At 60.6% G+C, this 22,579-nt stretch carries 22 protein-coding genes; 12 read left to right on the top strand and 10 right to left on the bottom strand.

Annotated elements, in window-relative coordinates; all coding sequences use genetic code 11:
* Positions 1-6 precede the first annotated feature (6 nt).
* A complete protein-coding gene (locus HGP31_RS27380) occupies positions 7-1,392 on the top strand; it encodes an aspartate aminotransferase family protein (protein WP_060764066.1) in 1,386 nt (461 codons plus the stop codon).
* Between the two features lie 528 nt (positions 1,393-1,920).
* Here the strand turns inward: HGP31_RS27380 and HGP31_RS27375 are convergent.
* Both HGP31_RS27375 and HGP31_RS27370 read right to left on the bottom strand, forming a co-directional pair.
* Positions 1,921-3,000: an endonuclease/exonuclease/phosphatase family protein gene (locus HGP31_RS27375; protein ID WP_020798723.1), complete on the bottom strand. Its 1,080-nt coding sequence runs from the start codon at positions 2,998-3,000 to the stop codon at positions 1,921-1,923.
* Between the two features lie 66 nt (positions 3,001-3,066).
* Positions 3,067-3,741, bottom strand: coding sequence for a YciC family protein (locus HGP31_RS27370; RefSeq protein WP_020798722.1), 675 nt, complete (start codon positions 3,739-3,741; stop codon positions 3,067-3,069).
* A gap of 178 nt (positions 3,742-3,919) precedes the next feature.
* Between HGP31_RS27370 and HGP31_RS27365 the strand changes: the two genes are divergently transcribed.
* The 3 genes from HGP31_RS27365 (at position 3,920) to HGP31_RS27355 (ending at position 5,917) form a co-directional block, all read left to right on the top strand.
* Entirely contained in the window at positions 3,920-4,675 is a 756-nt protein-coding gene (locus HGP31_RS27365; protein WP_168758982.1) for a DUF2076 domain-containing protein, read from the top strand.
* 128 nt (positions 4,676-4,803) lie between these two features.
* Positions 4,804-5,283, top strand: a complete 480-nt coding sequence (locus HGP31_RS27360) for a LabA-like NYN domain-containing protein (protein ID WP_007946629.1) — start codon at positions 4,804-4,806, stop codon at positions 5,281-5,283.
* Between the two features lie 22 nt (positions 5,284-5,305).
* A complete protein-coding gene (locus tag HGP31_RS27355) occupies positions 5,306-5,917 on the top strand; it encodes a 3'-5' exonuclease (protein ID WP_020798720.1) in 612 nt (203 codons plus the stop codon).
* A 125-nt stretch (positions 5,918-6,042) separates the two neighbouring features.
* Here HGP31_RS27355 and HGP31_RS27350 read toward each other — a convergent pair whose 3' ends face one another.
* Positions 6,043-6,501: an Lrp/AsnC family transcriptional regulator gene (locus tag HGP31_RS27350; protein ID WP_020798718.1), complete on the bottom strand. Its 459-nt coding sequence runs from the start codon at positions 6,499-6,501 to the stop codon at positions 6,043-6,045.
* A 165-nt stretch (positions 6,502-6,666) separates the two neighbouring features.
* Between HGP31_RS27350 and yedA the strand changes: the two genes are divergently transcribed.
* The gene (gene yedA / locus HGP31_RS27345; protein ID WP_020798717.1) at positions 6,667-7,608 is read left to right on the top strand and encodes a drug/metabolite exporter YedA; all 942 of its coding nucleotides are present in this window, start codon (positions 6,667-6,669) and stop codon (positions 7,606-7,608) included.
* A gap of 65 nt (positions 7,609-7,673) precedes the next feature.
* Complete coding sequence (locus HGP31_RS27340; protein WP_020798716.1) at positions 7,674-9,011, top strand: RNA helicase RhlE1; 1,338 nt, start codon at positions 7,674-7,676, stop codon at positions 9,009-9,011.
* Positions 9,012-9,159: 148 nt separating this feature from the next.
* Here HGP31_RS27340 and HGP31_RS27335 read toward each other — a convergent pair whose 3' ends face one another.
* Together HGP31_RS27335 and HGP31_RS27330 are read right to left on the bottom strand one after the other, a co-directional pair.
* Positions 9,160-10,401, bottom strand: a complete 1,242-nt coding sequence (locus tag HGP31_RS27335) for a TIGR03862 family flavoprotein (RefSeq protein ID WP_168758981.1) — start codon at positions 10,399-10,401, stop codon at positions 9,160-9,162.
* 282 nt (positions 10,402-10,683) lie between these two features.
* Positions 10,684-11,604: a histone deacetylase family protein gene (locus HGP31_RS27330; RefSeq protein WP_083350195.1), complete on the bottom strand. Its 921-nt coding sequence runs from the start codon at positions 11,602-11,604 to the stop codon at positions 10,684-10,686.
* 76 nt (positions 11,605-11,680) lie between these two features.
* Here HGP31_RS27330 and HGP31_RS27325 point away from each other — a divergent pair, with 76 nt between their 5' ends.
* The 3 genes from HGP31_RS27325 to HGP31_RS27315 all read left to right on the top strand — a co-directional run bounded on the left by HGP31_RS27325 (position 11,681) and on the right by HGP31_RS27315 (position 13,816).
* Entirely contained in the window at positions 11,681-12,250 is a 570-nt protein-coding gene (locus HGP31_RS27325; RefSeq protein WP_020798712.1) for a GNAT family N-acetyltransferase, read from the top strand.
* A gap of 106 nt (positions 12,251-12,356) precedes the next feature.
* On the top strand, positions 12,357-13,226 hold the full coding sequence (gene tesB / locus HGP31_RS27320; RefSeq protein WP_020798711.1) for an acyl-CoA thioesterase II: 870 nt from the start codon (positions 12,357-12,359) through the stop codon (positions 13,224-13,226).
* On the top strand, positions 13,223-13,816 hold the full coding sequence (locus tag HGP31_RS27315; RefSeq protein ID WP_020798710.1) for an HAD family hydrolase: 594 nt from the start codon (positions 13,223-13,225) through the stop codon (positions 13,814-13,816). The genes tesB and HGP31_RS27315 overlap by 4 nt, the downstream gene beginning before the upstream one ends.
* A gap of 36 nt (positions 13,817-13,852) precedes the next feature.
* On the opposite strand, the gene HGP31_RS27310 is transcribed toward HGP31_RS27315, so the two are convergent.
* From HGP31_RS27310 to HGP31_RS27290, 5 genes are all read right to left on the bottom strand, one after another.
* The gene (locus HGP31_RS27310) at positions 13,853-14,809 is read right to left on the bottom strand and encodes an alpha/beta fold hydrolase (RefSeq protein ID WP_168758980.1); all 957 of its coding nucleotides are present in this window, start codon (positions 14,807-14,809) and stop codon (positions 13,853-13,855) included.
* Positions 14,810-15,703: a KPN_02809 family neutral zinc metallopeptidase gene (ypfJ, locus tag HGP31_RS27305; protein WP_020798708.1), complete on the bottom strand. Its 894-nt coding sequence runs from the start codon at positions 15,701-15,703 to the stop codon at positions 14,810-14,812.
* A 148-nt stretch (positions 15,704-15,851) separates the two neighbouring features.
* Positions 15,852-16,721, bottom strand: coding sequence for a KPN_02809 family neutral zinc metallopeptidase (gene ypfJ / locus HGP31_RS27300; RefSeq protein ID WP_168758979.1), 870 nt, complete (start codon positions 16,719-16,721; stop codon positions 15,852-15,854).
* A gap of 149 nt (positions 16,722-16,870) precedes the next feature.
* Positions 16,871-17,704, bottom strand: coding sequence for an aldo/keto reductase (locus tag HGP31_RS27295; RefSeq protein WP_168758978.1), 834 nt, complete (start codon positions 17,702-17,704; stop codon positions 16,871-16,873).
* On the bottom strand, positions 17,688-19,436 hold the full coding sequence (locus HGP31_RS27290) for an FAD-dependent oxidoreductase (protein WP_033043179.1): 1,749 nt from the start codon (positions 19,434-19,436) through the stop codon (positions 17,688-17,690). Before HGP31_RS27290 ends, HGP31_RS27295 begins: the two co-directional genes overlap by 17 nt.
* 177 nt (positions 19,437-19,613) lie before the next feature.
* Between HGP31_RS27290 and HGP31_RS27285 the strand changes: the two genes are divergently transcribed.
* The 3 genes from HGP31_RS27285 (at position 19,614) to HGP31_RS27275 (ending at position 22,506) form a co-directional block, all read left to right on the top strand.
* Positions 19,614-20,390: an IclR family transcriptional regulator gene (locus tag HGP31_RS27285; protein WP_020798704.1), complete on the top strand. Its 777-nt coding sequence runs from the start codon at positions 19,614-19,616 to the stop codon at positions 20,388-20,390.
* Between the two features lie 242 nt (positions 20,391-20,632).
* Positions 20,633-21,688 carry a Gfo/Idh/MocA family protein gene (locus tag HGP31_RS27280; RefSeq protein WP_168758977.1) on the top strand — a complete coding sequence of 352 codons (1,056 nt, stop codon included), beginning with the start codon at positions 20,633-20,635 and terminating at the stop codon, positions 21,686-21,688.
* Positions 21,689-21,690: 2 nt separating this feature from the next.
* On the top strand, positions 21,691-22,506 hold the full coding sequence (locus HGP31_RS27275) for a sugar phosphate isomerase/epimerase family protein (protein ID WP_168758976.1): 816 nt from the start codon (positions 21,691-21,693) through the stop codon (positions 22,504-22,506).
* The last annotated feature ends 73 nt before the right edge of the window (positions 22,507-22,579 follow it).

Raw genomic sequence — 22,579 nt, 5'->3', positions numbered from 1 at the left:
TCCGCCATGAGCCAAGAACTCGATACGCTGTTCGAACAAGATCGCGCGCACTTCATGCACCCGTCGACCCACGCCCATGACCACGCCAGCGGCGCGCTCAAGGGGCGCATCATCAAGAGTGCGTCGGGTATTCGTATTCGCGATCATGAGGGCCGCGAATTCATCGACGCCTTTGCCGGCCTGTACTGCGTGAACATCGGCTACGGTCGCACCGAAGTCGCCGATGCGATCTACAAGCAAGCCAAGGAGCTGGCTTACTACCACACCTACGTCGGCCATTCGACCGAAGCGATCATCGAGCTGTCGAGCCGCATCATCGACTGGGCGCCCGAGGGCATGAAAAAGGTCTACTACGGCCTGTCCGGTTCCGACGCCAACGAAACCCAGATCAAATTGGTGCGCTACTACAACAACGTACTGGGCCGCCCGCAGAAGAAAAAAATTATCTCCCGTGATCGCGGTTACCACGGTTCGGGCATCATGACCGGAAGCCTGACCGGCCTGCCGAGCTTCCATCAGCATTTCGACCTGCCGGCCGAAGGCATCAAGCACACCGTGTGCCCGCACTGGTACCGCAAGGCGCCGACCGGCATGGATGAAGCGGCGTTCGTGCGCTATTGCGCCGAGGAGCTGGAAAAAATGATCCTGGCCGAAGGGCCGGACACCGTGGCCGCGTTTATCGGCGAACCGTTGATGGGTACCGGCGGCATCATTGTTCCGCCAGCCGGCTACTGGGCCGCGATTCAAGCGGTGCTGAACAAATACGACGTGTTGCTGATCGCCGACGAAGTGGTCTGCGCTTTCGGTCGGCTGGGTTCGAAGATGGGCAGCCAGCGTTACGGTATGCGCCCGGATCTGATCACCACTGCCAAAGGTCTGACCAGCGCCTATGCGCCGTTGTCGGCGGTGATCGTCGGTGAAAAAGTGTGGAGCGTGATCGAAAAGGCGTCCGAATCCCAAGGTGCCATGGGCCATGGCTGGACGTACTCGGGGCATCCGATTTGTGCCGCCGCCGCCTTGGCCAACCTCGATATTCTCGAGCGGGAAAACCTGACGGCCAACGCCGAGAAGGTCGGCAGCTACCTGAACCGTCGGTTGCGTGAAACCCTGGAAGGTCATCCGCTGGTGGGTGAAGTGCGCGGCGACGGTATGCTGGCTGCCGTTGAGTTCATGGCGGATCGTGAGCAGCGTACCCCGTTCGATGCGGCCTTGAAGGTCGGCCCGAAAGTGTCGGCGGCCTGTCTTGAGCGCGGCATGATTGCCCGGGCGATGCCCCATGGCGACATTCTTGGCTTCGCACCACCGTTGATCCTGTCCGAGGAAGAGGCCGACCTGATCGTCGACATCACCAAAAGCGCGGTCGACCAAGTAGCCAATGAGGTGCTGGGCTGACGCCATCGGGTCTGAGCATTCGTCCCCCCCCAAAAAAAAAGGCCGTCCGATCAGTGATCGGGCGGCCTTTTTTCACTGTAAGTCGCAATAGTTAACAAGTACAAAAAATGGTTTACAAGATGCGGCGATCTCGATACTTCAAGATTTGTGAAAACTCGCCCCTCCTCGATTCTTCCACTCCGCGGTCATCCACCGCCAGGGACTGAGTCTTAATTCCAATGGAGTTGAGCCACATGCTTGTGCTCATGCGACACCCTAAGGTGTCAATCTTCATTGCGTCTCCTCGAAAACCGACGGTGATGCCTGTCAATCCGTCCCTCATATGTCCTATTATTTTGTCAATCCTACCTAACCTCATTGACAGTCAACCTTCTTTGGGCGAATTCCTGCCCAACCGAGTGATTTCAATATCCGGAACAGTGTCAATGTGGGGGATCGATAGGTAATACTGTATATTACTGGCCGGACGACCCGCTGGTGGCCGAAGCCACGGCACGGATCAAGCCGCGCAAGCCATGACGCCGCGATCTACGGCGCGGCGGGCAGCAGGAACCGTGCAATCACCGGCAGATGATCGGAGATGCGCAGGGTATCGTCTTGCCGCACCGTCGCCTCGACCCGTTTGATTCGCGGGCTGTAGAACAGATAGTCGACGGTCCGGTCCGGGCCGTTCAAGCCGGTATCGTTGGGGTAATGGGTCAGCCAGCGCGCGCGGTCGATGCCACTGGATTCGTTGTTGGTGGGAATCATCGGGTACTTGTCCCACAACAGATGCAGGGCGCTGTCGGCGGAGTAGGGGGTGCGCTGTTCGCTGGGCAGGCGCTGGTATTGCCCCAGCGGCAGCAGGTTGAAGTCGCCACCGATCAGCCAGGGCGTGCCGCGGCTTTCGAACTTATCGAGAACCTTGGCCACGGCCGCGATCTGTGCCTGCAGCGTCTCGTCAGGTTGGGTCGCTCGCTCCAGATGGGTATTGAGGACGGCGAGCTGGCCGCCGTCGCTCAATGGCAGGTACGTCACCAGCAAGGCGTTTTTCGGCTGGAACTGGCGACTGATCGGGTTGGCCGATGCGATGGGCAATTGCAGGCGTTCGGCGTGCTCGATCCGATAGCGACTCAGGGTCGCCAGTTGCCGGCCGACGCTGCCGAAAATGTGCGGGTTGGGCACGAAGTCAGCCTTCCAGTCGAAGGCATGGGCGCTGCACGGATACAGGTCGGCGAGCCGCTCCTGCAGCAGTTTGAGCTGGTTCTGGTAATCGCTGGCCTTGGCGCCGTCATCGAGTTCCTGCAGCAGCACGACATCCGGCTGCTCGTCGCGGATCACTCGCGCCACTTCGTCGAGGCTGAAGGCCATGTCTTCCGGTGTTGGGGAATCGTCGTTGCCGGCGGCCAGGTCATTCCAGAAGACATAGCGCTTGCCCGCCAGGTACTGGACGTTCCAGGTCATGACCTTCAGTGCCTGGCCGGGTGCCAGCCCTGGCGCTTGAGTACTGCACGCGACCGGCGCTATTTCCCTGGCTTCGGGGCGCCAGGTCAGGCTGTACGTCATTACGCAGACTACGCCGATGACGATCAACAGTCCCAGCAAGGTGTAGCGCAGTAGTCGGGGCATGGCTCGGCTTATCGCGTTACGGAAGTTGCCTCCGAGCATACCCGACTGACGAGCGGTCGCCCACGGTCAACGTGGTCCATCGATTTTTTCCGGTACTTCGCTGATCAGCATGAACAGGCGGAACAGCACCACGCTGGTGAACAGTTGCAAGAAACTGTGGGCACTGTCGATCAGCATTGAGATAGCCGGGTTTTGCGGCTCAGGGTACGCCGCCAACGTTGCACCCTTGAGCAACCACAACGGCCCCATTACACACAGGATGCACACCAGGATGCGCATGAAGTGGCCACGGGTCAGGCGCAGGCTTTCCTTCATGGCCTGCAATGGCGCCAAGCCACGCAGCACCAGCAGGTACTCGCCGAAAGCCAGGGTCACCATCAGCCAGATGCCCGGCAGGAAGTACAGCGACAAGCCCAGCAGGATCAGCAATGTGTTCAGGGCGGTCAGCAAGGCGAAACGCGGCCACAGATAGGCGGACCTCGACAGCAGCTCGCGGTTACTGGGCGATTCGCCTCGGCTGCGGGCATCGAGGAACAGGATCAGGGCGGCGGTGTACAACGGATAGACCAGCAAGCCGACGATCACACTGATACCGGGGAAACTGTCCGGCTCGGTGGAATGGTCGACCACTTGTTGCAACAGGGCCTCGATGATCACCAGTGGCAGGCACAGCTGCACGATCTGGCCCAGATTGCGTTTGAAGAAATACAAGGAGTCACGCAGTACATCGAACGGATTCATCGGTTGGTATCGCTGGTTGAAAGCAGTGGCCCACTTTAACCGATGATGCGCGGGAGGGCGCAAACGTAAACGTTCGGTAAAGCTCATTGAAACAACTTGTTTCAGCCTCCATTAAGGTCGAGCGCCTTATCCTCTATGGGCAAAGGCAACGATTTTCCCGGCAATCTACGAGGTCGCCATGAACAGCGAAGAACAAACCCTGATCGATGGACTGTTTTCCCGGCTGCAACAGGCCGAGACGGACTCAGCCCCGCGCGACGCCCAAGCCGAGGCGCGGATCAAGGAACACCTGGTGCGCCAACCGGCGGCCGGTTATTTCATGACCCAAGCGATTCTGGTGCAGGAGGCGGCGATCAAGAGCCTCGACGGGCAGAACCAGCAGCTGACTGCGCAAATCCAGAAATTGCAGGCCGAACTGCAGCAAGCTAAGGCGCAAACGCCGGCCCCTGCATCGAGCGGCGGCTTTTTGTCGAGCATTTTTGGTGGTAGTTCGCAGCCTGCGCCCACGCAAAGTGCGCCGGTGTCTGGCGGTGGTGGCTGGCGCGAGCCGGCGCGGCCTTCGTTCAACACGCCGCCGCAACAGAGCTTCGGTGCTTCTCCACAGCAGGGCTATGCACCCCAGCAACAGGCCCCCGCAGCGGGTAGCGGCTTTCTCGGTGGGGCGCTGAAGACCGCGGCCGGTGTGGCGGGTGGCGTGATGCTGGCACAAGGCATCAGCAGTCTGTTCCACCACAACCAGGCACCCCAGGAAATCGTCGAAGTCATCAAGGAAGAACCGGCCCAGGTCAACGACCAGGGCAACAATGGCTGGGGCGATGACCAGCGCATGGCCGGCAATGAGCCCTATGCCAACGACCAGGGCGGTTTTGCCGATGCCGACTACAACGATGACAGCTCATCGTTCTTTGGCGGCGACGACGACTCCTTCGTCTGATGCACCATTCGTCCGGGGCGCTGCGGCGCTTCGGGCCGATTATTCGCGAAAGTCTGCTTTTGGCTGGCATACTGGGCGACTTTTCGGGCCTGGTGCCTGATCCTGCCTGCGCTTTATCGAGGTGCCCGGTGAAAAAAATCGCAGTGTTCGCCGATGTTCAGAACCTCTACTACACCGTACGCCAGGCTTATGGCTGCCACTTCAACTATGCCGCGTTGTGGGCTGATATCAGCAAGCAAGGCGAGATTGTCGAGGCCTACGCCTACGCGATCGATCGTGGCGACAGCAAACAGCAGCAGTTCCAGCAGATCCTTCGCAACCTCGGTTTCACCGTGAAGCTCAAGCCCTATATCCAGCGCAGCGACGGCTCGGCGAAGGGCGACTGGGACGTGGGCATCACCCTCGACATCATGGACGCGGCCGACCATGTCGATGAAGTGGTGCTGGCCTCTGGCGACGGTGATTTCGACATGCTGCTGGAACGCATCATCAGCAAGCACGGCGTGCAAGCGGTGGCCTACGGCGTGCCGGGCCTGACGGCCAACTCGCTGATCCGCGCCGCCAGCCGCTACGTGCCGATCGAAGGCGCGTTGCTGCTCAAGAATTGATTTTTACGGAGTTCAAACAGGTTTGGAACGCATAGCAGTCATCGACTTTGAAACCACCGGGATCTCTCCGAGCAGCAGTTGCCGGGCCACGGAAATTGCCGTGGTGATCCTTGAACAAGGGCGCATCGTCGAGCGTTACCAGAGCCTGATGAACGCCGGCGTGCGCGTCCCGGGCTTCATCGAGCAACTGACCGGCATCAGCAACGCCATGCTGCGCACCGCGCCTTCGGCCGAGCAGGTGATGAACGAGGTCAACGAGTTTGTCGGCACCACGCCATTGCTGGCCCATAACGCCGCGTTCGACCAGAAGTTCTGGGACTTCGAACTGGGGCGGATCAAACGCACGCGCCTGCAGAACTTTGCCTGCTCACTGTTGCTGGCCCGACGCCTGATGCCTGCGGCACCTAACCACAAGCTCGGCACCCTCACCACCTTCGCCAACCTGCCCCACACCGGCAAGGCTCACCGGGCTATGGCCGATGCCGAAATGGCGGCTAACCTGACGGTGCACCTGGCCGAAGAACTGCGGCACAGGCATGGCCTGAGCGAGCTGTCCCATGATCTGTTGTGCAAATTGCAGAAAGTGCCGGCGGCGAAGGTCAATGAACACCTGAAGCGGCATCGTGGGTTCTGACCGCGACAGGATTCCCCTGTGGGAGCGAGCCTGCTCGCGAAATCAATTGATCATTCAACATTGATGTCGACTGACACTCCGCTTTCGCGAGCAGGCTCGCTCCCACAGTGGATCACCTACAACAATTAAATGCCCTTGCCATTCCCTTCCAACTGCCCCAACGGCACCCGCTTTTCTATCGCACTCGACAACACGATCGACGTCTTGCTGAAGCCAAACGTGGCAATCCGGTTGATCAACTCTTCCAGCTCAGGCATCGACCCCACCGCCGCTTGCATGATCACGCAAGGATCACCAGTCACGCGGTGGCATTCAGTCAGTTGCGGGATCTTGATCAGGTCGTCGTAGGCTTTCTGGTTGCCGTGCTGGTTCAGGCGCAGTTCAATCACACACTGGATCGGCAAGCCGAGCTTGGCCATGTCGACTTTCGCCTGGTAACCGGTAATCACGCCGCTGGCTTCGAGTTTGGCCACGCGTTCGGCCACGGCCGGGGCGGAAAGGTTGACCTTGCGCGCGAGGTCGGCGTAGGACGCGCGTCCGTTTTCCAGCAGGGCGCTGAGCAGCATGCGGTCGTACTTATCCATCGAGGCAGCTCCTGAAAATGACCGACTTTCGAAAGCACGGTTTATAGCGCTGAACTCCGTGTTTTGAAAAGTGTACCGGCGGTTTAAACAGGTTTTGTAACTTATTTTCCAGCGTTAGCCTTTCTAGAATAGCCGTTCACCTGTTCTGCCTGTGAGCTGCCCATCATGTCCGGCCTACGTCGCTTCCCCTTACCGTTGATCGCTGCCTTTTTCGCGCTGTACGTGATTTGGGGCTCGACCTACCTGGTGATCCGCATCGGTGTGGAGTACTGGCCGCCCTTGCTGCTCGCCGGCATTCGCTTCGTGATCGCTGGGAGCCTGATGTACGCCTACCTGCGCTGGCGCGGGGCGCCAGCGCCGACCTGGGCACAATGGAAAGCTGCGGGGATCATCGGCGTATTGTTGCTGGCGTGCGGCAACGGTGCGGTCAGCGTGGCCGAGCACACGGGGGTGGCTTCCGGCGTGGCCGCGCTGGCGGTGGCGACGGTGCCGCTGTTTACCTTGCTCTGTGGCTATTTCTGGGGCGCGCGTAATACCCGTCTTGAATGGGCGGGTGTTGCACTCGGGATGATTGGCATCGTCATGCTTAATCTCGGCTCCAACCTGCAATCGAGTCCTTTGGGAGCGGCATTACTGATCTTTGCCGCGGCAACCTGGGCATTCGGCTCAGTGTGGAGCAAACACTTGCCGTTGCCTCAAGGCGCAATGGCCAGTGCCGTGGAAATGTTGGTCGGCGGCGTAGTGTTGCTGATCGGCAGCGCGGTAAGCGGCGAGCACCTGGAGCAGGTCCCGCCCATTGAGGGTTGGGCGGCGCTGGCGTACTTGACCGTGTTCGGTTCGATCATTGCCTTCAACGCCTACATGTATCTGCTCAAGCATGTGCGTCCGGCGGCGGCCACCAGTTATGCCTACGTCAACCCGGCGGTGGCCGTGTTGCTGGGGATCGTGTTTGTCGGAGAAACCATTGGCATCGAAGAAGCATTGGCCATGTTGGTGATCATCAGTGCCGTGGTGCTGATTGGCCTGCCGCAGTGGCGTCGCACACCGGAGCGGCCAGTGGTGAAGTTGGAGCCGACGGCGGTGCCGACAGAATCCCGTGTGAATTAGGGTAAACTGCGCGCCATTGCAAACATGTTTCGCGTAATCGCGCTGATTTTTCCTACGGTACTCCCATGACTTTCGCCACCCTTGGCCTGATCGAACCCTTGCTGCGCTCCCTTGAGACGCTCGGCTACCAGACTCCGACGCCAGTTCAGGCGCAAGCCATTCCGGCGGTGCTGGCAGGTCGCGACCTGATGGCCGCCGCCCAGACCGGCACCGGCAAGACCGCCGGTTTCGCGCTGCCACTGCTGCAGTTGCTGGCCATGGAAGGGCCGAAAGTCACCGCCAACTCGGTGCGTGCGCTGATTCTGGTGCCGACCCGAGAGCTGGCCGAGCAGGTTCACGAAGCGGTTCGCCAATACGCCGAGAACCTGCCGTTGCGCACCTACGCGGTGTACGGTGGCGTCAGTATCAACCCGCAAATGATGAAGCTGCGCAGCGGCGTCGACTTGTTGGTGGCGACCCCGGGCCGTTTGCTCGACCTGTTCCGCCAGAACGCGCTGAAGTTCAATCAACTGCAAACCCTGGTGCTGGACGAGGCCGATCGCATGCTCGACCTGGGTTTCTCCGAGGAACTGGCGAATATCTATCGGGCACTGCCCAAGAAGCGCCAGACGTTGCTGTTCTCCGCCACGTTCTCCGACGACATTCGCCTGCTGGCCGGGCAAATGCTCAATGACCCGCTGAGTATCGAAGTCAGCCCGCGCAACGTTGCCGCCAATACGGTCAAGCAATGGATCGTGACGGTGGACAAGAAGCGCAAGCCGGAGCTGTTTGTGCACTTGATGCGCAAGGGCAAGTGGAAGCAAGTGCTGGTGTTCGCCAAGACCCGCAACGGCGTGGACGCGCTGGTGGAAAAACTCCAGGGCCTGGGCATCAACGCCGATGGCATCCACGGCGACAAACCGCAGGCGACTCGTCAGCGCGCGCTGGACCGCTTCAAGCTCAGTGAAGTGCAGATCCTGGTCGCCACCGATGTCGCGGCCCGGGGCCTGGATATCGAAGACCTGCCGTTGGTGGTCAACTTCGATTTGCCGATCGTGGCCGAGGATTACATCCACCGCATCGGTCGCACCGGGCGTGCCGGCTCCACGGGCGAGGCGATTTCCTTGGTGTGCGCCGATGAAGTGAATCTGCTGTCGGCCATCGAGATGTTGACCCGCCAGACGCTCAAGCGTCAGAACGAACCGGACTTCGAGCCAGAGCATCGTGTGCCAGACACCGACGCCAGTGGTCAGGTAATCAAGAAGCCGAAGAAACCGAAGAAGCCAAAAACGTCGGGTGGTGGCGGTAAGCGCAATCTCGGCAAGTGGGTCGATAGCGGGGAGGCTGCGCCAGCGGAGCCTTCGATCAAGCCTGTGCGCAAAGTGCCGGTGTTCAACACTGGGCCGCGTAAGCGTAAGCCTTGATTAGCGGCGGCGTCTGTTAGGCCGCCTTCGTCGGAGCGCCGCCCGGAGCTAGCTCGCTCCCACATTGATCTTCTGTGAACACTGTATTTGTGTACGACACAGACCCATTGTGGGAGCGAGCCTGCTCGCGAAGGGCGAGCCTTGGTCTTCAGCCCTTGCGCTGCAACCACTCCACCATCCCCAATCCCGCCGCACGCCCACTGGCGAAACACGCCGTCAGCAGATAGCCGCCCGTTGGCGCTTCCCAATCGAGCATTTCCCCCGCGCAGAAAACCCCAGGCATTTGCTTGAGCATCAATCGTTCATCCATCGACTCGAACTTCACACCGCCCGCGCTGCTGATGGCTTCGTCCAATGGTCGGGTCTTCACCAGGGTTAGGGGCAACGCCTTGATCGCTTTGGCCAGCAATGCCATGTCGGTAAAGGTTTCGGCAGATGTCAGCTCTCGCAACAACGCCGCTTTCACCCCATCGATGCCCAACTGACTGTGCAAATGTTTAGCCATCGAGCGTGAGCCGCGCGACTTGCTCAGTGCAGCCTGGATTTTATCCACAGGCCGGCCTGGCAGCAGGTCCAGGTGAATGGTTGCCGAGCCGTGCTGGTTGATCGCTTCACGGATCGCTGCCGACAGGGCGTAGATCAGGCTCCCTTCAATCCCGGTCGCAGTGATCACACATTCACCCAGCCTTGGTGCGTCATCATTGAGGCCGATCGCAATGTTTTTCAGCGGCGCACCGGCGAATTTGCTGACCATCAAATCACTCCAGGCCTGCACCTCGAAGCCGCAATTACTTGGCTGCAGCGGCGCGAGTCCTACAGCCTTTTGCTCCAGTGGCAGCATCCACCCGCCGTCCGAACCCAGGCGCGACCAACTGCCGCCACCCAGGGCGAGCAAGGTGGCATCGGCTTGAACGGTTTTTTCGCCATCGGGACAGTCGATGCGCAAACCGCCGCGATCATCCCAGCCGAGCCAGCGGTGGCGGGTGTGGATAACTACGCCGCTGTCGCGCAGGCGTTTGAGCCAGGCACGCAACAGCGGCGCGGCTTTCATGTCGGTGGGGAATACGCGGCCGGAGCTGCCGACGAAGGTGTCGATGCCCAGCCCGTGAATCCACTGGCATAAGTGATCGGCGCCAAAGCCACGCAGCAGCGGCGCAATCTGTGGTGCGCGTTCGGCATAGCGCGAAAGAAATGCCGGGTAGGCTTCCGAATGGGTGATGTTCATGCCGCCGACACCGGCAAGCAGAAATTTTCGTCCTACCGAAGGCATGCCGTCATACAGGTCGACCTTGATCCCGGCCTGGCTCAACACTTCAGCCGCCATCAGGCCGGCGGGGCCGCCGCCGATGATGGCGACATGGGAAGGGGAGGCGGTCGGGGATTGAGTCATAGGGAGCGCTGCGGTTTTGGCGGATGAGGCCGGGCATTCTAACAGCCCAGTCCCCGGTGGGAGCGAGCCTGCTCGCGAATGCGTTATGTCAGACGCATCATGGTTGGATGTTCTGCCGCCTTCGCGAGCAGGCTCGCTCCCACAAAGGTTTCGTTGGCGTTATTGAGGCTGGTTAAAAAACAACCACCGCTCCGCAGCCCACACCCCGCATGGTCTGTAGTCCCTTTCACTCAGGTTATCCACAGGCGGTTCCACAGGCATTGTGGGTAAAGCATCCACAACTCAGTGACAGCCTGATGACTGCCAGACCCGCTCGGCGCTGTGATGCAGGATGCCATGGCGGCGGGCGAGGGCCTGGCGGTCCTTGCTGTACCCGCCGCCGATCACGCCGACCACCGGGATATCGCGGCCCAGGCAATGGCGCATGACGGCTTCATCGCGAGCGGCGACGCCTTGGTCTGTCAGCTTCAGGTAACCGAGCGCATCATCCTTATGCACATCGACACCCGCGTCATACAGCACCAGGTCCGGCTGATAGAGGGGCAAGAGGTAGTTGAGCGCATCGTCCACCACTTTCAGGTAATCGGCATCGCCCATGCCGTTGGGAAGCGGGATGTCCCAGTCACTTTCGGCCTTGCGTGTGGGAAAGTTCTTTTCGCAGTGCAGGGAAACGGTCACCGCCTCTGGAGTGTCATGCAGAATACGTGCAGTGCCGTCGCCCTGATGCACGTCGCAGTCGAAGATCAACACCCGATTGACCCGGCCACTCTCCAGCAGGAAACGGCTGATCACCGCCAGGTCGTTGAAGATGCAGAAGCCAGCGGGGTAATCGTAATGCGCATGGTGGGTGCCACCCGCCAGGTGGCAGGCCAGGCCATGTTCCAGCGCCTGCTCCGCCGCCAGCAACGAACCGCCGACCGCGCGCACCGTGCGCCGGGCCAGGGCTTCGCTCCAGGGCAGGCCGAGCCGCCTCTGGTCCTCGCGGGACAAGTCGCCACTCATGTAGCGCTCGATATACGAAGGGTCATGGGCGAGGGCGAGAATGTCCGCCGGGCACAACTGTGGGCGCAGCAGGTCGGCGTCGCGCGTGAGACCGCTGTCCACCAGGTGATCGCGCAGCAGGCGAAACTTGTCCATGGGAAAGCGGTGATCCGCCGGGAACTCGGGACTGTAGTCTTCGTGGTAGATCAGCGGCAGTGGCATGATGATTTCGTTGCGCAATGAGTGAAGGATCCTACCAGCGTTGTAGACTGGCGGCATGGAATTGGGGGGGGGAACGATGGAGCCGATACTCGAACTGGCGAGCGCTCGATTGCTATTGCGGCAGTGGCGCGATGAGGATTTGCCGGAGTTTGCCGCGATGTGCGCCGATCCACAGGTCATGCGCTATTTTCCCGCACCCTTGAGTCGATTGGAAAGTGCCTCGTTGATTGGCAGGGTTCGCGAGCACTTTGCCGAGCACGGTTTTGGCTTCTGGGCGCTGGAGCGCAAAGACACCGGCCAGTTCATCGGTTTTACCGGTCTGGGCGTGGTCGGTTTCGACGCGCCTTTCACACCGGCCATTGAAATCGGCTGGCGCCTGGCGCGCGAGCATTGGGGCCTGGGTTATGCCAGCGAAGCGGCATGGACCGCTCTACGCTGCGGGTTTGATCGCTTGGTTCTGAATGAAGTCGTGTCCTTTACCACGGTCGGCAACCTGCCGTCGCAGAAAGTCATGCAGGCGATCGGCATGCAACACGATCCGGCCGATGATTTCGATCATCCCAGGCTTGCCCTCGATCATCCCCTGCGTCACCACGTGCTGTATCGCATCAGCCGCGAACAATGGCTGCAAACCTTGCATGGATAACCTGGCACGGACGTTTACAATGGCCCCTATGTTGGCACGGGCCAGAAAGTGAATCGACCGACGCAGCCAGGACTGCGCGGCATTGCGTTGTGTGAGGAGAGTCTGAATGAGCCAAGTGTTGGATGATCTGGTTGACCTGCTGAGCCTGGAATCGATCGAAGAAAACCTGTTCCGCGGCCGTAGCCAGGACTTGGGTTTTCGTCAGCTGTTCGGCGGCCAGGTGCTCGGTCAGTCGCTGTCGGCAGCTAGTCAGACCGTTGAAGAGGCGCGCCATGTGCATTCGCTGCATGGTTATTTCCTGCGCCCGGGCGATGCCAAGTTACCAGTGGTTTATTCCGTGGACCGCGTGCGCGACGGCGGCAGTTTCAGCACTCGCCGGGTCACGGCGATCCAGAAAGGCCAGCCGATCTTCACCTGCAGCGCCTCGTTCCAGTACGACGAAGAAGGTTTCCAGCACCAGACCCAAATGCCGCAAGTGGTCGGACCGGAAAACCTGCCATCGGAACTGGAACTGACCCAGCAACGCGCCCACCTGATCCCCGAGCACATGCGTGAAAAACTGCTGTGCCCGAAACCGATCGAATTCCGGCCCGTCACCGCGGAAGATCCCTACAACCCGAAAGCCAGCGATCCGATCAAATACGTCTGGTTTCGCGCCGACGGCGCCTTGGCCGACTCTCCGGCATTGCACAAGTATCTGCTGGCCTACGCCTCGGACTTCGGTCTGCTGACCACCTCGATGCTGCCCCACGGCAAATCGGTCTGGCACAAGGACATGCAGGTCGCCAGCCTCGACCACGCATTGTGGTTCCACGCCGACCTGCGCGCCGATGACTGGTTGCTGTATGCGATGGACAGCCCATGGGCCGGCAACTCTCGCGGCTTCTCCCGTGGCAGCGTGTTCAACCGCGCCGGGCAACTGGTGGCCTCGGTCACCCAGGAAGGCCTGATTCGCCATCGCAAGGATTGGGCATGAGCCTGGCCGACGTACGTCATTGGGTGTTCGACATGGACGGCACCCTGACGGTGGCTGTGCATGATTTCGCAGCGATTCGCATCGCGTTGGCGATCCCGCCTGAAGCCGACATCCTGACGCATCTGGCGGCGCTGCCGGCCGATGAAGCCAGCGCCAAACACGCCTGGCTGCTCGAGCACGAGCGCGATCTGGCGCTAGGTTCGAAACCGGCCCCGGGGGCTGTGGAGTTGGTGCGTGAATTGGCCGGGCGCGGTTATCGCCTGGGCATTCTCACGCGCAATGCCCGTGAACTTGCGCATGTCACGCTGGAGGCTATCGGCCTGGCCGACTGCTTTGCGGTAGAAGATGTGTTGGGTCGCGATGAGGCGCCACCGAAGCCGCATCCAGGAGGATTGCTGAAACTGGCCGAAGCCTGGAAGGTGTCGGCCAGCGATATGGTGATGGTCGGTGATTACCGTTTCGACCTTGATTGCGGTCGTGCGGCGGGAGCGCGGACGGTGTTGGTCAACCTGCCGGATAATCCGTGGCCGGAGTTGACCGATTGGCATGCGAGCGATTGTGTCGAGTTGCGGCAGATGCTGTCGGTGTGATTTTTAAGGGGCAAAGATCGCAGCCTGCGGCAGCTCCTACGGAAACAACGCCTGCTGCCCCTGCGGTGAAGTAAACATCCCATCTCCGTTATGCCCGACCCCGGGCACTTCAATCAGTTGCTGCTGCAACCCTTGCGGTTGCAGCCGCTTCAGGTAAGCGAAGTAGTAGCGCCCTCGGGCCAACCGATACGGCCCCTGGGCCTTAGCCTCGCAGGATTTATCCAGCGCCGGGTGGTTCGGGTCGACGTCCTGCTGCCCCAGCAGATAAACGATGTTGCGCTTGAGGTACTTTTCCTGCAGCAGCGCGGCAGTTTGTCCTTCTGCGTAGGCAGGTAGATCTGTCAGACCGTATTTCCAGCGGTTGAATTGCGGGCAACCCGCATGACTGAAGGCCACTGGCCGACGCTCATCGAAATAGGTGTAGGAAGAGGGGTTAGCGATCACGTAGCGCACCTGCACGCCGGCGGTTTCCAGGGCGGGCTGGTCGTGGCCCAACAAGGCATAGCGCTGAACCACTTGAGCGCCCGCCGAATGACCGGCAATGACGATTTGCTTCAAGTCCGGAAATTGCTGGCGATCACCCAGGCGGGCAATGATTTCGTCCAGCGCTTCGTAGGAACTTAAGCGAAAAGGGGCTGTGGATTCACCGCCCGCCATCCACTCATCGCCTTGCCAGCGCAAGACGGTGTCCGCTACCGGGTGCTGTGCAACGTCGTCTTCATTAAGAAATTGCGGCGCGATCACCAGGGTCGTAGCGCTTTGCCCGGCCAGTTCGGCCGCGCGTTCGGCACTTTGGAGGTAGGTCTGCGCATTGCGCAAGCGCCCATGGACGATGATCAATACCCGCTCGATTTTTGGCGGGGCCGGGCTGATGCCCACCGCTATTTCACCGGACTTTAACAACAGGCGCCCGGGGCTGATTTCCTTGACCCCATGCTCCGCAGCCTGGGATGTTGTGCAGGTAAACAGTAAGACTAACCACCACTTTTTCATTTACAGATTTTTCGCCGCAAAGGTATCGCACTGGCCAACCTGGCCCTGGGCGAATCCGGTTTTGAACCAGCGCACCCGTTGCGCTGACGTACCATGGGTAAACGAGTCCGGCACCACACGGCCCTGACCTTGTTGCTGCAAACGATCGTCGCCGATGGCGTTCGCAGCGTTTAACGCTTCTTCAATATCGCCCGGCTCCAACCAGTTCAGGCGCTTCTGCGCGTTGTTGGCCCAGACTCCGGCCAGGCAATCGGCTTGCAGTTCCTGGCGCACCAGCAAACCACCATCGCCTTCCATCTGCCGGCCTTGCTGGCGGGCGGCCTGAATCTTTGCCGAAACACCGAGCAAGGTTTGTACGTGGTGACCGACTTCGTGAGCGATCACATAGGCCTGGGCGAAATCGCCCGCGGCAGCGAAGCGCTGCGACATTTCCTGGAAGAAGGCCATGTCCAGATAAACCTTCTGGTCTGCGGGGCAATAGAAGGGACCGGTCGCCGATGTTGCCAGTCCGCAGGCCGAATTGACCCGATTGCTGAATAGCACCAGGGTCGGATCCTTATATTGCCGGTCCGCCTGCTGGAAAATCTGCCGCCAGGTGTCTTCGGTATCACCGAGAATTGAGCGGACGAACTCGGCCCCTTCATCCGTGGCCGGTGGCGCCTTGCGCGTCTGCGACGTGGTGGGCGCCGATTGTTCGCTCATCTGCCCGGTCAGTTGTCCGAGAATCTGCATCGGATCCTGGCCGGTGATCCAGCCGATGCCCACGATCAGCAGGATCGCCGTCAGGCTCAGGCCCTTGCCGCCACCAAAACGCATCCCGCCGCCACCGCCGCCGACATCATCGCCACGGGCATCGACCACGTTGTCGCTGCGTCGGCCTTTTTTCCATAGCATGTGGGAATCCTCTGATGTTGCGGGTAAAGAACCGTGGGATGAGTGTTGCTGCTCAGTTGGAGCGGCGCCAGTCCGGTCGTCAGACAGCCATGAGCGGCAGCGGTTCTATCCAGGCCGCGACATTAGAGGCTTCATTGACGGGCGGGTATCACAGCACGTCGGCGGCGAAGGTGTCACAGGCCTCCGGCAGGCCTGTGGCGAAACCGGTCTTGAACCAATTCACGCGCTGCAGAGAAGTGCCGTGGCTGAAGGTCTCTGGGCGAATCTGGGCATTGCGCGCTGCCTGCAACTGGTCGTCTCCGAACATTGCCGCGGCATGCAGTGCAGCTTCAATATCCCCCAACTCCAGCCAGTCCAGGCGCTGTTGCGCATGGTGCGCCCAGACACCGGCCAGGCAATCGGCCTGCAACTCCGCACGCACTTCCAGCCCGCCATCGCCACTGACGGGTTGTTGCTCGAGCAAGGCTTTTTCGAACGGTCCGGAAAGGCCCAGCTCAAGCTGCACGTGATGCCCGATTTCGTGAGCGATGATGTAGGCGCGCGCGAAGTCACCGACCACTGAAAACTGCTGCTCAAGCGTGCGGAAAAATTCGAGGTCGAGGTACACCTGCCGATTGCCCGGGCAATAGAACGGGCCACTGCCGGAGCTGGCGAAACCACAGCCCGAGACCACACCATTGTTGAACAGTGTCAGGGTGGGATGTGGATATTGCCGGCCCATTTGCGCGAACAGTTGGTTCCAGGTGTCTTCGGTATCGCCCAGTACCGACTGGACAAACGTTAACTGCAGATCTACTTCAGGCTCGATCGATGGTTGAGGGAGGGGGCGATCCAGGGTGTACGAGGGTTCGAGCTTGGTAATGTCTGCTGGCGTGTTCTGTGTCGAATAGAGCCCGGCGCTGGCCAGGGCGACGGCGGCCAGCCCTGCGGCCAATGTTGTCCCTGTAAGCGTGCGGGCATCCTTGCCCTTGCGTATGTCGTTCACGTTTTTGCTGCGTCTTGCCTTGTTCCATAGCATGTTGACGGTCTCTCATAGATTGATGGGGCGTATAGCGCCGGGTCTATGAATAACCGCACTGGCAAAGGCGTGTGGGTGAAATGTGTAAGGTTTGGTGAGGCCACAGTCATTGCGGCAGGTGTCGCACAATGAAAGTGGCTTTTTCGCGGTTATCGATCGAACGCGTCCCACACCGGTGCAAAGTCCGGACTGACCAGACGCTCGCGCTTGGACAGGCCGGCGATCAGCGCACGGTCCTGATCATCCAGGTTGACGGCAAGCGCTGCCAGGTTGGCCAATTGGTTGGCCTCGCTACTGGCCTTGGGGATAGCTGCCACGTTCGGTTGATCCAGCAGCCATTTGAGTGCGATCTGGGTCGGCGATACCCCGTGTTTGGCGGCGATCTGCTGGATAACCGGAACATCCGTCACCCTGTTGCGTGCCAGCGGCGAATAAGCCGTCAGTGCCAGATCGTGTTGACGGGCGTAGTCCAGCAGTGCGTTTTGTCCAAGCAGCACGTGGTACTCGACCTGAATGGCAGACAACGGCGCGCCGAGCTCCTCGACGACGGTGCGCAGCAGGGGGAGCGGAAAATTCGCCACGCCAATATTGCGCGCCAGCCCTTGCTCCTTGAATGACGCCAGGGTTTCGATCGTACGCGGCAAGTCCCAATCGGTGCTGGGCCAATGGATCATGAAAAGGTCGATGTAGTCGCTGTGCAAGGCCTTGAGGCTGCGGTCCATGGAATGGCGCATGGCGTCGGGTTGTAACTGGTCCCACCAGACCTTACTGGTGACGTGGATTTGTTCTCGGGGTGTCGGACTGTTCAGCAGCGCCTGACCGACAGCGTCCTCATTGTTGTAGGCAGCAGCGGTATCGATGTGTCGATAACCCAGCGCCAGGGCCTGTTCCACTGCTCGCGTGCACGCTTCACCGAGCATCGGCCAGGTGCCGAGGCCGAGCTTGGGCATGTTCAAACCCTGTGCGTTAACGATGTGCTGCATGGTCGATCTCCTTTTCATAAGCAGTGACGCCGGCGATATGACGCGCGGCGATGTAGCCGAACGTCAGCGCCGGCCCCAGGTTGATGCCGCCAGCAGGGTAGTGGCCGCCCATGATGCTGGCCATGTCGCCTCCCGCCGCGTAAAGGCCGGTGATGACCTGGCCCGAGTCGTCGAGGACCTGGGCGTGTTGATTGACCTTGAGCCCGGCAAAGGTGCCGAAACAACCCGGTTCGACTTTCACCGCATAGAACGGTCCTTGCTCGATCGGCGCAACGCAAGGGTTGGGCTGCTGCAGCGCATCACCCTGTTTGCGGTTATAGGGCGTTGAGCCGCGTCCGAACTGCGGGTCCTGGCCGTTGCGCGCGTGGCGGTTGTAGTCCGACACGGTGGTGCGCAAGCCGACCGGGTCGATGCCGCAAGCCTGTGCCAATTCCTCCAGTGTCTTGCCGGTTTTCAGATAACCACTGCGGATAAAGGATGACAGCGGCACCGGAAACGGCCGGGAAATACCCAGGCCATAACGTCGTTGAAAGCCATGGCTGCAGATCAGCCAGGAGGCCACTTCTTCGCCGGGCGGGGCGCTGGCGACCATGGCTGTCACATAGTCGTAGTAGCCGTTGGCTTCGTTGACGAAGCGTTGACCGTTGCTCAGCACACCGATGATTCCAGGCTTGCCGCGCTCGATGATGTGCGGGAAGTGGCCGATACTGCCATCACGGTATGGCACTCGTGAAACCGGAGCCCAGGCCACCGGCGATGCCTGGTTGGTATCGACTTTGGCGCCGGCGCTCTCGCCCAGCCGCAGGCCATCGCCAGACACGCCGAGGGGCGGCAGTGCCAAGTGTTCGTGTCCGGTTGGTGTACGGGGGAAGAGGGACTTGCGCCGTTCGACGTCATTGGCAAAACCGCCGGCCGCGAGCACCACCGCCCTGCTTGCGTTGATACGGATCGAACCCTTTGCAGTGCGAACCACCGCGCCTTGTACCCTATCGTTGGTGCGCAACAACTCAGTAACGGGGGCTGATTCCCACAGCAACACGCCAAGATCGTCGGCGGATTTGGCCAGGCGCGCTACAAGCGCCACGCCGTTGACCAGTTGCATCGCCCGGCCATGCACGACAAGGTCGAGCAGATGGCGAGTGAAACGTCGGGTAACGTGCCAGGCCGCCGGCAACGAACGGGTCAGGTTGAGAAACGCGGCAAGGTCTGCGCCCGCCATGATCGGCATGCCCATGAAGGAAGTTTCGCGCATGGTTTTGCGCAGGCGCTTGAGCAGCTTGCCGACGTTGCGCGCGTCATAAGGCGCGGCGATCACCGAACGCCCACCGGTACCGGCGCCCGGCGTGTCGCCGTGAATGTCGGCAATCGCGTTGCCATCGGCGAATTGCAGCGAGGTGTGCTGTTCGAAGAACGTGACCATGCGCGGAGCGGCTTCAAGGAAGGCGTCGATCATTGCCGGGTCATAGCGATCACCCAGTTCGTGTTTCAAGTAAGTGCGCGGTTGTTCAACGTCTTCGACGATGCCGGCCCGTCGGGCCAGGGGATTGCACGGTACCCACGCCCAGCCACCGGACCAGGCGGTGGCGCCGCCAAAAACCGGGTCCTTTTCCACCACTATCACTTTCAGGCCATGCCAAGCGGCCGTCACGGCTGTTGCCAGGCCCGCCGCACCGGAGCCGACAATCAGCACATCGCAATCGATGTCGGGGGAGCAGTACGGTTGGGCAGGCATGGTTTGAAACTCCGCTGTGGTTTATTTTGGAATTTAATTCCAGAAAATATATGAGGCAGAAAGAGGGGCGGCAAGTCGACGCTGTATAAAACGGGGCGGTTATCGCACGGGCAGTTCCAGATTTCGCATTCCTCAGGTTCTCTTCTAGAATCGAACAAATTTTGCGTGGACATCCCCATGGCTGGCAGTCAGATCGAACGTGTTTTCAGTGTGCTGGAAAGCCTCACCAGCGACCCTCGTGGCCTGCCGATGCAGGTGCTGGCGGAGCAGTTGGACATCCCCAAGAGTGCTACCCACCGCTTGCTTGCCGAGCTGATCCGCCTCGGCTACGTGCGGCAGAATCCAGAAAATTTGCGCTACCACTTGTCGACCCGGTTGGTGGCGATGGGTTTCCGCTATCTGTCGAGCAGCGGCGCCGATATCGTGCAACCGGTGCTCGACCGGTTGGCTCAGGAAACCGGCGAACTGGTGCGTCTGGGAGTGATCGAAGGCGAGCGCCAGACCTGGATCGCCAAGTCCCAGGGGGCTCGTTCCGGCCTGCGTTATGACCCCGATATGGGCCGGGATGCGCCGCTGTTCTATACCGCTTCCGGCCATGCCTGGCTGGCGTGCATGAGCGATGCCGAAGCGTTGTCGCTGGTGGAGCGCCAGGCAGCGGCCCCGCCGCTGGAGCTAGGCCCGAATGCCCCAAGGTCCAACATTGAATTGCTTGAACGCTTGCGTCTGGCAAGGGAGCAGGGCTACGCCTGTGTCGAGGAAAGTTCTGCGGTAGGTACCTCGGCGATTGCCGCGGTGGTGCGTCATCCCGGTGATGGCCGGGTGATCGGCGTGCTCAGCATCGCCGGGCCGAGTGCGCGAATGCCGGGGGCGCGGCTGCATGAATTGGCACCGTTGTTGTTAGCGTTTACCGAGGAGTTGTCGGCCGCGAGTCTGGCCTCAGAACTATTTAGCTAAAGCCTCTACAAAACCCCTGTGGGAGCGGGCTTGCTCGCGAACGACGGAGCGTCAGTCAATATTTAAGCTGTATGACACACCGCATTCGCGAGCAAGCCCGCTCTCACATTTGATCTGTGTTGAGCTTTTTAAAGCTGTGCGCTGTTCGAACACTTTCAATGTGCGCGTGTGTAAGAATCTGGAACTCGGTTCTAAATTGTTGATGTCGAACCTTTCAACAACAATCACAAGAGGACCGCACCTTGAGTTCACCATTGCGAATAGCCCTTATCGGCACTGGCAATATGGGCCAACAGCATTACCAGCAACTGAAAACCCTCAATGAAGCGACTTTGTGCGCAGTGGCCGACCCCGGTCCGCACGCATCGGGTCTTGCGAAGGATTGGGGGGTGGAGTATTTCGCCGATCATCTTCAGATGCTGGAGCAGGCGAAGCCTGCGGCCGTCATTATCGCCAACCCGAACGTGCTGCACGTCAACACCGCACTCGATTGCCTGGCGGCCGGCGTACCGGTGTTGCTGGAAAAGCCGGTGGGCGTGCACCTGGATGAGGCCCGTGAGCTGGTGGCTGCCTCGAAGTCGAGCGGCGTTGCGGTGTTAGTCGGCCATCATCGCCGTCATAATCCCTTGATCGTCCGTGCCCATGAACTTGTCCACAGCGGCGCGTTGGGCCGATTGAGCACCGTCACCGCGCTCTGGCAATTGCGCAAGCCCGATAGCTATTTCGAAACGGCCTGGCGCCGTGAACCCGGTGCGTGCATGTTGTTGACCAACCTGATCCACGACCTGGATCTGCTCAGGCATCTGTGTGGTGAAGTTCGCCAGGTGCAGGCCATCACCAGTAATTCCGTTCGGGGGTTTGCCAATGAGGATTGCGCGGCGGTGCTGTTGCAATTCGACAACGGTGCGCTGGGCAGCCTGACCGGGTCCGATGCGGTGGCGGCACCCTGGAGCTGGGAGCTGGGCTCGGGGGAGAACCCGGTGTATCCACGCCAGGCCGATCAACCGTGCTATTTGCTGGCGGGAACTGCCGGGGCGCTGAGCATCCCGCAGCTCAAGCGTTGGCACTACACGCAAGCGGACGGTGGATGGCATCAACCCCTAGTCTCGACTGACGAGCCTTTCAGTATCGATCAAGCGCTGCGCTTGCAGTTGCAACACTTCGTGCGCGTTGCACGTGGGGAGGTCGAACCGCTGGTGAGTGCCGCCGATGCAGCCCGCACCCTGGCGCTGGTCGAGGCGATTCGCCAAGCCGCTGAAACCGGGCGCGCCTGCGCACCGGCCTTGATCGAGGATTGACCATGAGTGAACGAATCTTTTCCCTGGCCAGTCTGACTGTGCTGGAGTTGTCACCACCGGACATGGTCGAAGTCGCGGCACGGGCCGGTTACAGTCATGTCGGCTTGCGCCTGGTGCCGGCGACGCCAGAGGAACACCATTTCGCGTTGGTGGCCGATGAAGAGCTGCGGCGCCAGACCCAGGCACGTCTGCGCGATACCGGCATTCGTGTCCTGGATGTCGAGATCCTGCGGCTGAAACCGGACACCGTTGTTGCCGATTTCGAGCGGGTGCTGGCAGTGGGTGCCGAATTCGGTGCCAGTGAATTGCTGGTGGCGGGTAACGATCCTGACGAGCAACGAATGACAGAGAATTTTGCCCGGCTGTGTGATCTGGCGGCGCCTTACGGGTTGCATCCGCACCTGGAGTTCATGCCCTGGACCGACGCGCGCGATTTGCAGCAAGCCGTGCGCATCGTGGAAAAGGCTGAGCGCGAAAACGCGGCGGTGCTGGTCGACGCCTTTCACTTCGATCGCTCTGGATCGCGGCTGGAAGATCTGGCCAGGGTTGCCCCCTCGCGGTTACGGTATGCGCAGTTGTGTGACGTGGCGGGTCCCAGGCCGCAAGACATGGCAGAGATCTTGCGGCAGGCGCGTAATGAACGGCGTTTTCCCGGCGACGGCGATTGTGATCTGCCGGGGCTGTTGCGGTGTTTGCCGGCTAACATTCCATTGAGCCTGGAGATTCCCACCGTGCGACTGCTTGAGCAGGGCGTGAGCGGATTGGAACGAGCGCAAATGGCGTTGGATAAAACCCGCGAATTGTTGGCGCGGCTGTAAGCGGTGCTGCGCACCTATCGTCGGAGTGCCGCCCAGGCCAAGCCACGCTCCCACAGATTCTTTGCTGATTCCT

The organism is Pseudomonas umsongensis (genome assembly GCF_012647205.1).
GTDB classification, from domain to species: domain Bacteria; phylum Pseudomonadota; class Gammaproteobacteria; order Pseudomonadales; family Pseudomonadaceae; genus Aquipseudomonas; species Aquipseudomonas umsongensis.
Note: the sequence above shows the minus strand (reverse complement) of the source record. Positions and strands in the feature narration are given on the sequence as shown.

What these genes read in the sequence shown, in the direction of transcription:
- HGP31_RS27325 (WP_020798712.1), top strand. Translation starts at nt 11,681, where the DNA reads ATGGAGCCGATACTCGAACTGGCGAGCGCTCGATTGCTATTGCGGCAG.
- HGP31_RS27310 (WP_168758980.1), bottom strand. Translation starts at nt 14,809, where the DNA reads ATGAAAAAGTGGTGGTTAGTCTTACTGTTTACCTGCACAACATCCCAG.
- ypfJ (WP_020798708.1), bottom strand. Translation starts at nt 15,703, where the DNA reads ATGCTATGGAAAAAAGGCCGACGCAGCGACAACGTGGTCGATGCCCGT.
- HGP31_RS27340 (WP_020798716.1), top strand. Translation starts at nt 7,674, where the DNA reads ATGACTTTCGCCACCCTTGGCCTGATCGAACCCTTGCTGCGCTCCCTT.
- HGP31_RS27330 (WP_083350195.1), bottom strand. Translation starts at nt 11,604, where the DNA reads ATGCCACTGCCGCTGATCTACCACGAAGACTACAGTCCCGAGTTCCCG.
- HGP31_RS27370 (WP_020798722.1), bottom strand. Translation starts at nt 3,741, where the DNA reads ATGAATCCGTTCGATGTACTGCGTGACTCCTTGTATTTCTTCAAACGC.
- tesB (WP_020798711.1), top strand. Translation starts at nt 12,357, where the DNA reads ATGAGCCAAGTGTTGGATGATCTGGTTGACCTGCTGAGCCTGGAATCG.
- HGP31_RS27380 (WP_060764066.1), top strand. Translation starts at nt 7, where the DNA reads ATGAGCCAAGAACTCGATACGCTGTTCGAACAAGATCGCGCGCACTTC.
- HGP31_RS27295 (WP_168758978.1), bottom strand. Translation starts at nt 17,704, where the DNA reads ATGCAGCACATCGTTAACGCACAGGGTTTGAACATGCCCAAGCTCGGC.
- HGP31_RS27315 (WP_020798710.1), top strand. Translation starts at nt 13,223, where the DNA reads ATGAGCCTGGCCGACGTACGTCATTGGGTGTTCGACATGGACGGCACC.
- HGP31_RS27350 (WP_020798718.1), bottom strand. Translation starts at nt 6,501, where the DNA reads ATGGATAAGTACGACCGCATGCTGCTCAGCGCCCTGCTGGAAAACGGA.
- yedA (WP_020798717.1), top strand. Translation starts at nt 6,667, where the DNA reads ATGTCCGGCCTACGTCGCTTCCCCTTACCGTTGATCGCTGCCTTTTTC.
- HGP31_RS27290 (WP_033043179.1), bottom strand. Translation starts at nt 19,436, where the DNA reads ATGCCTGCCCAACCGTACTGCTCCCCCGACATCGATTGCGATGTGCTG.
- ypfJ (WP_168758979.1), bottom strand. Translation starts at nt 16,721, where the DNA reads ATGCTATGGAACAAGGCAAGACGCAGCAAAAACGTGAACGACATACGC.
- HGP31_RS27285 (WP_020798704.1), top strand. Translation starts at nt 19,614, where the DNA reads ATGGCTGGCAGTCAGATCGAACGTGTTTTCAGTGTGCTGGAAAGCCTC.
- HGP31_RS27365 (WP_168758982.1), top strand. Translation starts at nt 3,920, where the DNA reads ATGAACAGCGAAGAACAAACCCTGATCGATGGACTGTTTTCCCGGCTG.
- HGP31_RS27275 (WP_168758976.1), top strand. Translation starts at nt 21,691, where the DNA reads ATGAGTGAACGAATCTTTTCCCTGGCCAGTCTGACTGTGCTGGAGTTG.
- HGP31_RS27335 (WP_168758981.1), bottom strand. Translation starts at nt 10,401, where the DNA reads ATGACTCAATCCCCGACCGCCTCCCCTTCCCATGTCGCCATCATCGGC.
- HGP31_RS27375 (WP_020798723.1), bottom strand. Translation starts at nt 3,000, where the DNA reads ATGCCCCGACTACTGCGCTACACCTTGCTGGGACTGTTGATCGTCATC.